General features: G+C 59.1%; 9 protein-coding genes. 3 read left to right on the top strand and 6 right to left on the bottom strand.

Annotated features, from left to right (window positions below):
* Positions 1-16: 16 nt before the first annotated feature.
* Positions 17-817, bottom strand: a complete 801-nt coding sequence (locus ACX3M4_RS10675; protein ID WP_459358562.1) for a helix-turn-helix domain-containing protein — start codon at positions 815-817, stop codon at positions 17-19.
* 126 nt (positions 818-943) lie between these two features.
* Here ACX3M4_RS10675 and ACX3M4_RS10670 point away from each other — a divergent pair, with 126 nt between their 5' ends.
* On the top strand, positions 944-1,342 hold the full coding sequence (locus ACX3M4_RS10670; protein WP_459358561.1) for a hypothetical protein: 399 nt from the start codon (positions 944-946) through the stop codon (positions 1,340-1,342).
* A gap of 21 nt (positions 1,343-1,363) precedes the next feature.
* The gene (locus ACX3M4_RS10665) at positions 1,364-1,699 is read left to right on the top strand and encodes a DUF1330 domain-containing protein (RefSeq protein ID WP_459358560.1); all 336 of its coding nucleotides are present in this window, start codon (positions 1,364-1,366) and stop codon (positions 1,697-1,699) included.
* A 152-nt stretch (positions 1,700-1,851) separates the two neighbouring features.
* On the opposite strand, the gene ACX3M4_RS10660 is transcribed toward ACX3M4_RS10665, so the two are convergent.
* From ACX3M4_RS10660 to ACX3M4_RS10640, 5 genes are all read right to left on the bottom strand, one after another.
* The gene (locus tag ACX3M4_RS10660) at positions 1,852-2,637 is read right to left on the bottom strand and encodes a hypothetical protein (protein ID WP_459358559.1); all 786 of its coding nucleotides are present in this window, start codon (positions 2,635-2,637) and stop codon (positions 1,852-1,854) included.
* 344 nt (positions 2,638-2,981) lie between these two features.
* Complete coding sequence (locus tag ACX3M4_RS10655) at positions 2,982-4,454, bottom strand: amidohydrolase (protein ID WP_459358558.1); 1,473 nt, start codon at positions 4,452-4,454, stop codon at positions 2,982-2,984.
* Between the two features lie 49 nt (positions 4,455-4,503).
* A complete protein-coding gene (locus tag ACX3M4_RS10650) occupies positions 4,504-6,453 on the bottom strand; it encodes a multiheme c-type cytochrome (protein ID WP_459358557.1) in 1,950 nt (649 codons plus the stop codon).
* Positions 6,454-6,501: 48 nt separating this feature from the next.
* Positions 6,502-7,500, bottom strand: coding sequence for an HAD family hydrolase (locus tag ACX3M4_RS10645; protein ID WP_459358556.1), 999 nt, complete (start codon positions 7,498-7,500; stop codon positions 6,502-6,504).
* An 86-nt stretch (positions 7,501-7,586) separates the two neighbouring features.
* Positions 7,587-9,233 carry an arylsulfatase gene (locus ACX3M4_RS10640; protein WP_459358555.1) on the bottom strand — a complete coding sequence of 549 codons (1,647 nt, stop codon included), beginning with the start codon at positions 9,231-9,233 and terminating at the stop codon, positions 7,587-7,589.
* Positions 9,234-9,730: 497 nt separating this feature from the next.
* Between ACX3M4_RS10640 and ACX3M4_RS10635 the strand changes: the two genes are divergently transcribed.
* The gene (locus tag ACX3M4_RS10635; protein ID WP_459358554.1) at positions 9,731-11,542 is read left to right on the top strand and encodes a hypothetical protein; all 1,812 of its coding nucleotides are present in this window, start codon (positions 9,731-9,733) and stop codon (positions 11,540-11,542) included.
* The last annotated feature ends 196 nt before the right edge of the window (positions 11,543-11,738 follow it).

The following is an 11,738-nucleotide window of genomic DNA, read 5'->3' as shown; positions in this document are numbered from 1 at the left end:
GCTTTGCGTTCTGACCCTAGGACTTCGCCAACGCGGCCATCACCTCGGCAGTTGCAGCATCCGCCGGAAAGAACGCCTCGATGGCGACCTCCGAGAGAGTTACGTCGACCGCCGTGCCGAAGACGGTCGTGGTGCTGAGGAAGTTCAGCGGACCGTTCGGCCCCTGCAAGCGGAGCGGGATGGCGATGCGGTTGTCCGCAGCCGGTCCTGCCGGTGCTGGATCAGTCTGTGGTTCTACCGGCATCGCGGCAAGCTCGTCGCGCAGGGCGGCGAGTTTCGGGTCTGCGGACCGGTCTATCTCGTGCGCCAGCCGCATCAGGATGTGCTCACGCCATTCATTCAGGTTCAATATGCGCGGTGCGATACCTTCCGGGTGCAGGCTGAGGCGGAGTACATTCACCGGCGCGTCCAAAAGATGCGGCGCAACGCCTTCCAGAAGCGCGTAGACGGCGGCATTGGCGGCAAGAAGCTCCCAGTGCCTGTTCACAGCCAGGGCCGGATGGGGCAGGTGGCCGTCCAGGATCTGCCGGATGACATCGTTGACAGCGGAGAGTGCCTTGTCCTGCAGGTCGGATTGCGGAAAGTGCGGCGCATAGCCTGCAGCGACCAGGATCGCATTTCGTTCCCGCAAAGGGACATCCAGCTGTTCCGACAGATGCATCACCATGTCCCGGCTGGGACGGGAACGGCCGGATTCCAGGAAACTCAGGTGCCGCTGGGAAATCCCTGCATCGGAGGCAAGGGCCAGCTGGCTCAGGCGCCGGTGCTGGCGCCACTGGCGGAGCAGATCTCCGGCCGAAGATTGCTGTGTAATCATGTGCTGAGATTAGGCGCGTATTTTTCTCGGTTCAATTACCTCCAACGTAATCGACTTCAGCACATCCGGGCGACAGGATCCGGTCATCGCCGATCGCGGCGCAACCCGGTCTTGAAAGGAACGGACATGACCAACCAACCCGTACTCCTGAACCTGAAGTCGCTTCTCGTCATCGATGCCGCTACCTGCCTTGCAACGGGAGCGCTGCTTGCCGTTGCCTCGGGCCCGATCTCCGCTCTGACGCAGATCGATGCTTCACTTCTTTTCTGGGCCGGCCTGTTCCTGTTTCCGGTCGCGCTCTTCATGGGGATCTTCTCCCGCGTGGGGCAGGTTCCCGGCTGGGCGGCGTCGATCGTGATCTACGGCAATCTGCTCTGGGTGCTGGCAAGCGTCGCTTTGCCGGTCCTGGGACTGATTGCCCCCAACGCTCTCGGCTGGACATTTCTTCTCGCGCAGGCCGCAGCCGTCACCGTGCTTACGTTGCTGGAGTGGCAGGCGGCACAGAACCGTGTTGTTGCTGCCTGAACCGAGTCTGGAGAAACCACGATGACCTGCTATGCCGTCGGCCATCTGCGTGAAGTCGACATGGGGCCGGAAATTGTAGCCTATCTTGAAGGGATTGACGCCACGCTGGCTCCCTTCGGCGGTCGCTTTCTCATCCATGGTGGTGAAAAGCACCAGCTGGAAGGCACTTTCAGCGGCGACCTGATCGTGATCGCCTTCCCTGACAGGCAGAAGGCCGAAGCCTGGTACTTGTCGCCGGCCTACCGCGAAATCCTGCCGCTTCGGCTGGCGCGGGCAAGGGGTGAGGTGTTCATGATCGAAGGTGTCGACGAAAACCATAAGGCAACGGATATACTGCAGCCGCTTCAGGTCGTCTGAGGTGGTCTGATATCAAATGGGAGAGCCTCCCGCATTCAAATGGATGCGGGAGGCTCTGGAGCGTGCGAAGCCATAACTGGACCAACAAAGGACGGCAGGAAGCTCGATCCGTGCACCAGTCCGCCGGAAGGGGGCAAGCAGAGGCTCCTTGATCAGAACTTGAATCTTGCCCCGATGGCAGGACCGTGGATGTCGAGGTCGTCGAGACCGGCCACATCATCGAAACGCCAGCCGATGTAGCGGTAGCCGGCGAAGAGGTCGATATTCCTGATTTCGTAACCGATCGCGCCGTAAAGCTGCCAGGTAACGTCCGACTGACCGGTGCCGATATCGCCGTAATAGCCGAGCGACCATTGATCGGAGAGTTTGGTTTCGCCTCGAACGCCGGCCACCGCATCGATCACCTGTCCCTGGCCGGTTGCGCTTGCACTGAAGTTGCCGAGCGAAAAGTCGAGATCGCTTTGCAGCCAGAGATAACGGAACCCGGCAAACCCGGCGATCCCCGTGCCTGGTGTATCGACGACCTTGTAGCCGACTGAATTGGTGGTGACGAAGCCTTTCAGAGTCGCGTCCAGATTGGCTTTGAAGCTCCGGCCGACAATATTTGCCGTTGTCGACTTGGAGCCTTCCAGGTGCATGTAGATCAGGTCTGTGTAAAAGCCCAGGCGGCCTTTCTCCGCTGCGGCGGACGTCATGAGCGCAAAATTGAGATTTTCCAGGACCTGATTGAACGGCATGCTGATGTCGTCACCCGCTATCGTTTCGCCGCCAAGGCTTGCCATCCAGAAATAGGGGGTTATTGCAAACGACCATCGCTCCTGAACGATTTCCGCCGGCGTTACGGCCGGCTCCTGAGGCAGGTCGGCCGCCAATGCGGGGGCCCCTTGCAGGAGGCAGAACAGTCCGAACGCCAGTCCAGTCAGACCTGTTTTCAGCATAGAATTTTTCCTGTGTCCCGCCTCTGTAGGCAACGGCCTGGTCAACTCGCAGACAGCCTGACGAAGGACGGCTCCGACATGCGTTAAAATTCGAAAATTCCGGCTGCGAGTTTAGCAAACCACAGCTGGAAAGGTTGCGTTTGTTTGTTGCCTGCAAAGTTTGTATCTTCGTGTGATCTAGCGGCAACATAGTGGTTCGATCCACCAATCTGAACTGCCTCGGCAGAGAAAGAGGCGTTCAGCGATGAGCTATCTGTGTGCCGTAGATGGCGAAAACGGCATTGAAAGTTACCCTGATACCGGCGCCAAACGGTTCAGTGGGCCGCACGATCCCCCCTTTCCTTTCACGTGATCGTCGCATCCGTCTCCGGATCGGAAGCCGGGACGTCGATGCCGTAATGCTCCATCGCCGCGTGGATGCAACATTCATAGTGATGCCTTTCGGAAGGGATCATTTCTCCACCCGGAGGTTTCGGCAGTTCATTGAGGCTGACATAGGGCTGGCCCCTGGTTTGTTTTCGGAAATCATCCCAGGCCGACTTGACCAGGTCCGGCTGCGTCAGCAGGTCGAGCCCCGCTGCCGCCACTGCCTTTGCCGCCTGAATTGTCGCCTTCCGGCCGATGCTCATGCCGTGGCAGGCGGTGCAGCCCCACTGGTGCGGAGGCAGGCCCTGCGGCCAGGCCGCATAGACCACGCCCATAGTCGGCACGTTCCAGCTGACATCGCCGACATCGGAGGACGCGCCCACTTCCACCTTTGCTGTCGGCATAGGCGCGATCGTCGTTGCCATGCCGGTCTCGGGAACACCCATTTCCTTCTGGATGGCCCTGGCATAGGCCTGTTCTTCATCCGTCCAGTCGATTGGAAAGTAGCGCTGAACGTGACCATAACCGTTTTTCGCAAGCGGATCGTTGCCGACGACGTCCAGTGTGCCGGTGATCAGCGTCACCGTTTCCTTCGTCTGGGTCGCAAGTCCGGCGCCCTTGGCCATATCGGCCAGCCAGTTCTTGTATCTGGTGCAGTTTTCGGCGTTTGGCCCCCGGTATCGGACAAGCACCTTGGCGTAGTCTGGCACGACGTTGACGGCGAGACCGCCCTCCAGGATCTGGTAGTGCAGGCGCGCGGTCGGCAGTATCTGCTCACGCATCATGTTGGCGGCCACGAGGAACACCTCCAGCGCGTGCACGGCGTTGCGACCCAGCCACGGGGCGGCACCGGCGTGGGCCGTCACGCCCTTCCACTCGATAATCAGATCGACCATGGCGGTTGAATGAAAGTTCCACACGGTGTTGAGCGGGCTTGGGTGGCTGTGCAGACAGGCATCAAGACCCTTGAAGGCACCAGCCTGGGCCATGTAGTTCTTGCCCGTCATCTTTTCCTCGGCCGGACAACCGATCACCTTCAGCGTACCGGGGATCTTCTCGTTTTCCATATGTGTTTTCAGCGAGATCGCGGCGCCGATGGCGGTTGAGCAGATCAGGTTGTGACCGCAGCCATGGCCGTTCGTGTTGCCGCTCGGAGCAGGTGTCCTGGTAGGCTTGATGTCGTTTCCGAGGCCCGGCAGGGCGTCATATTCTACCAGTATGCCTATGGTTGGAGAACCGCTTCCCCAGGTGGCGATCCAGGATGTATCCAGGCCGCCGATGCCGCGATCGCCAATCCGGAATCCATATTTTTCCAGAAGGCCGGAAGCGTGCGCCGAACTCTTCACCTCTTCAAAGCCGACTTCCGCGTATTCCCAGACACTCCTGGCCAGATCCCAGATCTCGCCGGCTGCTGCATCCACCACTGCCTCCAGCCTTGCGTAGTCCGTCATCCGTCTCTCCTTAACTTGGGTCCGCAACGCAGGGCTTGTGCCCGGTTCGTCATTGAATCTGGGTCCGGTACTGTTCGAGTGTCGGATTGCCCGGGTTGGCCAGAAGCGCTTTCTGCAATGCAAGCTGCGCCCCCGCCATATCGCCGATAGCCAGCCGGATTCGCACCTGCATCACCCAGGCATTGATCAGTTGCGGGTCAAGCCGTGCCGCCTCCTCGAAAGCCGAAACGGCTGCCTGCGGATCGCGCAGGACCAGCGCGGTGCCGCCGATCACGAGATGGATTTCCGGAAAATCGGTCTTGTTTGCAAGCGAATGCTGCCATTCGGCCATCGCCTTTGCCGCAGCCGGTGCGATGTCCTGTGGCAGATGCGCCACCGGCGCACCCAGAAACAACCTCGCGGCGGCGATCCGTACGGATGTCATCGGATCGTCGAGAGCCGGCACGGCCCGCCCGATGCGTTCTGCCGTAGGTGCCTGTTGCTGCAGGGAGAGAGCCGCAGCCCGCACCAGAGGAGCGGGGTCCGAGATCAGGCCGGCCGTGTCTGCCGCAAGTTCTGGCGTCGCTGCAGGCATCAGCAGATCGAGCGCAGTTGCGCGTACGATCGCCGGAAAGCTGCCCCGCTTGGCAATTGCAAGCAGATCCTCGGCGGCAACGCCCGGGTCCTGCCGTGCAGCAGAAAAGACTTCACCATAATGCGGTCCGCGATGTCTGCTCTGAGGGAAGCGTTTTGCGAGTTCCGACGCCGCCCAGGAAGCCAGCCTGTCGGCATGGCAATCGCTACAGGCATTGGGCGTGCCAAGCTTTTCTGAGAGATCCGGGCGCGGAACCCGGAAGGAATGATCGCGCCGGCCGTCGATGCCCATATAGACACGCTCGATCATGTGACAGGATTTGCACGCGGCTCCAGGCGTTCCGGCTTCATGGAAATGATGCGACGGGTCGTCGTAGAGTTTTGTCTGAAGCGCTGGAAAAGCCTCGTTCCCAGCAGGGCTGTGGCACTGAGTGCAGACCGCGTTGCCTTCCGCCTTCAGCTGTCCGCTGTGCGGGTCGTGGCAGTTCGAGCACCGGACCCCGCTGGCGTGCATCTTCGACTGCAGGAAAGACCCGTAGACATAGACCTCGTCCAGGATCTGGCCGTCGGCATGGTAGAGACCCTGCCGCAGGGGGGAAAGCCGGTAGGCGTCATGAAAAGGCGTGCCGGGAAGGGGATTGCCATCCTCGAAGGCTTCGCGCCGTGAATGGCAGCCGGCGCATTGCTGGATTTCCGTTTCGGGCAAGGCTTCGGAGAAATCGATCAGGCGACCGGTAGAACCGGTGCCGGGAAACGGACTTTTTGCGTAAGTCTCCGGATCCGCTGCCCAGGCTGCATGTGCCTCGCCGGGGCCGTGACAGGCCTCGCAGCCGACGCCGATTTCCGCTTGCCGGCTGGAATAGCGGCGAGCGGCCGGGTCGTAGTTTTTTTCAAAGCCCGTGGCATGGCATTCGGCACAGCGCGCATTCCAGTTCTTGTAAGATCCCGTCCAATGCAGCCCGTCGCTGGGAGGCGGTGCTGTCTCACCGTAAAGGTGGTACCAGCGCTTCTTTTCCTGGTCCCAGACAATGTCGTAAGACTGGACCCGTCCGGGCTCCGTCTCGACGAGATATTGCTGCAAAGGCCGGATACCGCCGACACCGGTCACCCTGAAAGTTTGTGTTTCGCCTGGAACATCGTCCGTCTCGATGAAATAGGTACCGTCCTGTTGGAAGAACCGGCTGGTCCGGCCTTTGTGCGTGAAGGTCACGTCCCCGAAGTCACCGTCGACGGTCTCTGGCCGTGGCTCCATCCAGGCATGAGCGTGGTCGGAGATCTTCCAGGCCGAAGTCTCGGTTTCGTGGCACCCCGAACAAGACGAGGTGCCGATAAAGGCGGGGCTTTCGGCTGACATAGTGCTGTTGGCAAAGGCGATGCCTGCCCAGAGACTTAAGCATATCGCGATCAGGCATCGTTGCGGCAGCATGGACTTTCCGGGGTTTGCAGGGCCGATGGGGCGTTGCCTCAAGTTGAACTATTCTGCCGGAAAAATCTGCTTCCAATCGTCTTTCATGCTGATGATGTGCCAGCCTTCGTTCGACGCGTCATCAAGACCCTTGTCCAGGGTTCCGAAATGGGTCTTGCGGTCATAGGCATATTCTCGGGTACCGTCGTCATGATGAACGAACATGCCAAGGCGCTTGCCTGTGCCGGCGGTGGTGTATTGCAGCATCTGGTAGTCACCGTCGGAATTGCCGAATGCGGCGATGGGGCGCTTGCCGATATGGGTGAGGATGCCGACGGGTTTGCCAACCTTGTCGTCAATGAAGTCGACTTTCGGGGTACGCATCAGTTTCGGCACTCCGTCCACGACTTTATATTCGGTAACGATGGAGGAGCCGACGACCTGTTCCGGCGGAATGCCGTAAACCTTTTCGGTCCAGGGCCGCATGAACTCGATGCCGCCACCGGAGACGATGAACGTCTTGAAATCGTTGGCGCGCAAATAGTCCAGAAGCTCGAGCATCGGCTGGTAGACGAGTTCGGTATAGGGCTTGTCGAATTTGGGGTGCTTGGACGTTGCGAGCCAGTCGGAAACGGTTTTCTCGAAATCATCGGTACTCATGCCGGCATGGGTCGCCGCGACGATTTCCATCAAGCCTTTTTCACCAGCCTTGCCGAGGGCTTCCATGTCGTTTTCCAGCACCGCCTGGAAAGGCTGCGTGGTCTTCCATTCCGGATGGTCCGGAGCCATCGCCTTGACCTGGTCGAGCGCGAAAGCGAGCTGGGTATACATCGGATGCTCGACCCAGAGCGTGCCGTCATTGTCGAAGGTCGCAATACGATCGCCAGGCGCCACGTAATCTGCGCCACCTTCCTTGGTGACGGCTTCGACAAACTCGACGATGGCCTTTTTGTTATCGCCGTCGTTCCAGGACGGTAGGGGGTCAGTCTGTGCGGTTACACCGGATGCGAGCAAAAACGTTCCGGCGAGAGCCGCAACAAGTCCACGTAGAGTGGAATAGGGACGCATGGTTCAGTCCTTTAGGAAATCCGCGAGGGTCGCAAAGTGGTGTCCGTCTCTCCGTGACGAGAGACGGACTGATTTAGCGGGCTAGATCAGTTGCCGGTTGGCAATCCGATGCTGAAGCCGTCCTGCTTCAGGGCATCCTGGACATACTTGAAGCGCTGGTACTGGGTCAGTGTGATGGGTCCGGTATAGACTTCGCTCTGCAGCTTGCGCGGCGGATACTTGATGTAGGATTCAACGAGCTTTTTCACCTCGTCGTTGATCACCGGCAGGTACCAGGTACGTTCGGTGAAGTTGTTCATGAACATGTCGTAGCGTTCCTGCGGGTCGGCGAGCAGGTTGAAGATCTGCGGAACGGTTGCAACATAGCTTTCAGGACCTTTCCAGCCGAGGTTGCTGTCGACAGCAAGACCACCGGTGGAAGCGCCGTCGTCGCCGCGCAGGTTGAACACTGCCTTGTAATTTCCGACACGGGCGGCACCTGGCGAAAGCTCGTTTTCGGTAAAGTAGAACCAGGATTTCCGTTCAGACGGACCAGTGCCTTCCCAGACCGGGGTCATGTCGTAGCTGTCGAAGATGATCGGCTGACCTTCACGGTCATTTTCCGGAAGCTTGATGCCGGCGACAGAGGCGAAGGTAGCCATCAGGTCGAGACCGCCGACGACGGCAGCGCTTTTACTGTCAGGCTTGACGTGACCTGGCCAGCGCACGATTGCAGGGACCCGGTTGCCGCCTTCGCGGACGGTGCCTTTGGTTCCGCGGAACGGCGTATAGCCCGCGTCCGGATAGACGTCCTGCCAGGCACCGTTATCGGTTGTCCAGAAGACGATAGTGTTGTCAGAAAGACCCAGTTCGTCGAGCTTGTTGACGAGGTTGCCGATACGCGCATCCAGTTCGACAACAGAGTCGGCGTACTTGGTCTTGGAGATCGACTTGCCCTCGAAATCCGGCGCCGGCAGATTCGGTTGGTGCACCTTCATGAAGTTGACGTTGATGAAGAAGGGGGTATCTGGCTTCTTGGCGGCTTCTTCGAGAAATTCCAGGCCGGCTTTTTCAACATAGCCATCAAAGAACGGAATGCCGACAACGCCTTTGTCGGGCGTATCGACATACTGGCCGTTGATCTTGAAGTCCTCGGTTGCCTTTTCCCCCGCCTTGCCGGAAAGCGAACCCTTCGTGACCTTCTCGAACATTTCCCGCAGCTCTTTCGGCATGTCTGGGAACCAGGTCGGGTCGGCGTAAGTGTAGGCGTTGAGGTGATAGAGGCCGACATGTTTCATCACGTCGTAGCCCTGGGCGTTCGGCAGGGCGTAGTCGTCTTCGCCCAGGTGCCATTTGCCGGTGAAATAGGTGTCATAACCGCCGGTCTTCAGAACGGACGCCAGCGTCCATTCGGCTGCGGGCAAGCCGCCACCCTGGCCCTGAAAGGCGACGGTGGTCATGCCGGAGCGGTTGGGAATGCGGCCCGTCTGCATTGCGGCCCGGCCGGGCGTGCAGCTCGGCTGGGCATAGAAATGGGTGAACATCATGCCGTCATCGGCCAGCTTGTCGATGTTCGGCGTCGGCATGCCACGAGCATCGCCACCGAGATAAGGGCCAGTGTCGCCATAGCCGGTGTCGTCAGACACGATAAACAGAATGTTCGGTTTCTTCGCATCTTGCGCGAATGCGACGTTCGTCATCGCGGTACACGCCAATGCTGCGGCGGCGAGCGCCGTCAAAAGTTGTTTAGGCATACCTTCATGCTCCTGTACTATCTATTTGGAGCGGCGGCCGGGATGGCCCCCAATTGGTTGGTGCTTCCCTCCAGGAAGCGTGAAATCTCTCTTTCGAGCTCATCTAACAACGTGCGGTAGTCCCTTGCTCTGACCGGGTCTGCCCGCCAGCGCTCAAGCGCGCAAGTAGCAGTTGCAAAGTCATCGCAAAGCGATCTGAATTCAGGACTGCGGCTGCACAAACGATGGACTGCCAGTTCGTCCACACCGAAACGGCGCATGATGAGAGCTGTTGCCGGCATGACCCCGTTGCCCCGCTGACGATTGCCCCTGGGAAATTTCAATGGGATTACACAAGGGAAAGTGGCAGGCTACAAGGTGTGAACAGGTTCGTACCCGGGTACGAACCTGAGGTTTTGCCGTGCAGCCGTCACAGGAAACGGCCATCGAGAATGTTACTGATGACAAACGGGGTTAACCTGAATAGTTTCACACGGTTTTTGTTGCAGGAAGTTTCGATGGGCTCGCAAAGCAGGAACGAAGACCGGTCCGAGAACTCCGGGAGCTTTCACCAGCGGGAAGAGATTCTTGGCGAGTTGCAGCGCGTGCTGGACAGCGAGACGTTTTGTGCAACACCAAAGCGGCGCGAAATGCTGCGATACCTGGTCGAGGAGACCCTGGCAGGCCGGTCAGAGACCCTGAAGGGATATGCGATCGGACTTGCCGTCTTTAACCGGGACGAAACCTTCAATCCGCAATCCGATCCGATCGTCCGCCTGGAAGCCCGCCGGCTCAGGCATGATCTGGACAGCTATTACATTTCCGAAGGCGCAGGCAATCTCTTGCGGATATCCATACCGAAAGGACAATACGCACCGAGGTTTCACAATCAGTCCAAAGCGTCCTTTGAAGAGGCGCATCGCGATCACCAGCAACTGGCACAGGCTCCAGATGAAGTCCAGCCGGCGCCCGCCGGCGATCAACCGGAACCGCCAGCGGTAACAGGGAGGCGAATGCCTCTGTATCTGGCGATTGCCGCCTCTTTGGTTGCGCTGCTGGCACTTGGAGCGGGTTACGCCACGGGGAATTTCTGGAAGGTGCCGTCGAAATCGGACACCTCCAGACCCTCGGTGATGGTTCTTCCCTTCACGGTGGCATCGGAAGATGCCGATCAGGAGTTGCTGGCGGCCGGTATCGCAGATCAGATAATGACCGTCCTGAGCAGGTTTCCGGACTTCAGGATATTCTTGCCTGCCGTTGCACGCACGAGCTTCGAACCGCTCGACCCTGCGGAACTTTTAGGCGCGCATGGTGCGGCATTTCTGATTTCGGGGTCGGTGGTATCGGAAGGTGAACTCATTCGCGTTGGTGCAAGATTGGTGCACGCTCCGAGCGGCCGTGTGCTCTGGTCGGGAAGTTACGACCGTGCCCGTAACCGCTCGACGCTTCTGGAAATCGAACGAAGCATCGCAGCAGACATTGGCACGATCGTTGGCCAGCCTTACGGATTGATCAAGACAGAATTGACCAGCAGCCTTGCTGCTGATTTTGACCCAAGTGCCGACAGTTTCGAATGTGTTCTGCGCGGTTACGTCTACCGCCGGAAGTTTTCGGCAGAGCTCCATCCGGTCTTGCGGGCCTGTCTGGAGCGGGCGGTTATCGCGGATCCGGGTTATTCCGAAGCCTGGGCGATGCTTGGTTGGATCTATCTCGATGCTGCCCGTTTCGGTTTCGCGAAAAAGGGCGAAAAGGAACTGTTTTTCGACCGCGGGCTGGATGCGGCATCTCACGCACTGACCCTCGACGCCAACAGTGTTCTGGCGCTGAAGGCGATGTCTTCCATAAATCATTACATGGGCAGCATTGCAGAAGGCGAACGCTTCGCGAGAAAGGCAGTCGAGATAAATCCTTACGATCCAGACTCGCTTGCTCAACTAGGTTGGCGGCTTGCGGTGGTCGGCAATTTCGAGGAAGGCATCCCGATTCTGCAAAGTGCCATTGACCGCACAACGAACGCACCCGGGTGGTATTTTCACTTGATTGCAATCGATCATCTTCTGAACAGGCGATTTGCGGAAATGCTGACCGCTGCAAAGACAGGTGCCATTGATGGATCGGGGGTCAGTTGGTGCCTCGTCGCCATCGCCCAATCGGAACTGGGAAATGGCGCGGCAGCTCGCGCGGCTCTGGACAAGATGGCGGAAATTTCTCCGGGTCTCAACCGTGACCCGTCCGCCTTTCTGCGCGTGCACCAGGCCGATGGGCGGATCGTCGATGCGATGCTCAACGGGCTCAGGGACGCAGGCTGGGCACCGCCGGAAGGCGGGTGAAGGCGTCCGGACCATCATAGTGCACGGGCGAGGCACTACTGCCTGACCGATGTCCCATCCAAAACGTGGCGGGCAAACAGGAAACGACCGGCATAGCAACAAACGCCATTGCAACTGGCCTCAAGTCTGGCGTTGCTGGTCTGGGAACTTGGAACTTGGAACTTGGAACTTGGAACTTGGAACTTGTTGGCTCCGT

It is taken from the genome of Roseibium sp. M-1 (assembly GCF_054515675.1).
The sequence above is the reverse complement of the archived record's forward strand: the minus strand, read 5'-3'. Positions and strand labels throughout refer to the sequence as shown.